The sequence below is a fragment of the Bradyrhizobium sp. UFLA05-153 genome, from assembly GCF_054185185.1.
In genome coordinates this window covers 1-568 of sequence record NZ_JBBIAM010000358.1, presented here as the reverse complement: position 1 = coordinate 568, position 568 = coordinate 1, and the positions used below count along the sequence as shown (strand labels likewise).

1 protein-coding gene is annotated in these 568 nt (G+C 59.7%); it reads right to left on the bottom strand.

Annotated features, from left to right (window positions below):
* Positions 1 to 568 (bottom strand): reverse transcriptase domain-containing protein (locus Q2941_RS51875; RefSeq protein WP_458197584.1); only part of this gene is annotated, 568 nt, incomplete at both ends.

Below are 568 nucleotides of genomic sequence, written 5' to 3'. Positions count from 1 at the left end.
GCACTGACTGCGCGTCACGCGTCCATCTTCAATGATGCCGACCTTGAGCCACTTCGCAATCAGGCGCAGGATGCGCTTGTCCGCGATACGGTGCTCGAGAAAGCGGAGTGTCCATGAGTGGGACATGGCATCGAAAAAGCCCCGGATATCCGCGTCTAGCACCCAGTTCACTCGTTTCCTGAGGATACCGACGTGCAGGGCGTCCAGCGCATCGTGCTGCCCGCGTCCCGGTCGGAATCCGTAGGAAAAGCCGACGAAGTCTTCCTCGTAGATGGCTTCTAGGACTGTCGCGACCGCTTGTTGGACGATTTTGTCCTCTACACACAAGATGGCGAGTGGCCGCTGAGATCCATCCGCCTTCGGGATGTAGGTCCGTCGGGCCGGGCGGGCGCGGTAGCTGCCTTTGTGTATGCAATCGTGCAGGTCCGTCAGTTTCTCTTCGAGGCCTTCTCCGTAGGCCTGCCACGTCACGCCGTCGATACCTGGCGCCGAGTCTCGCTCAAGTGAGCAGTAACTCTGCTCCAGGAGATCGACGGTGATGTGATGCAGCAGCGCAGTGAACCGTACA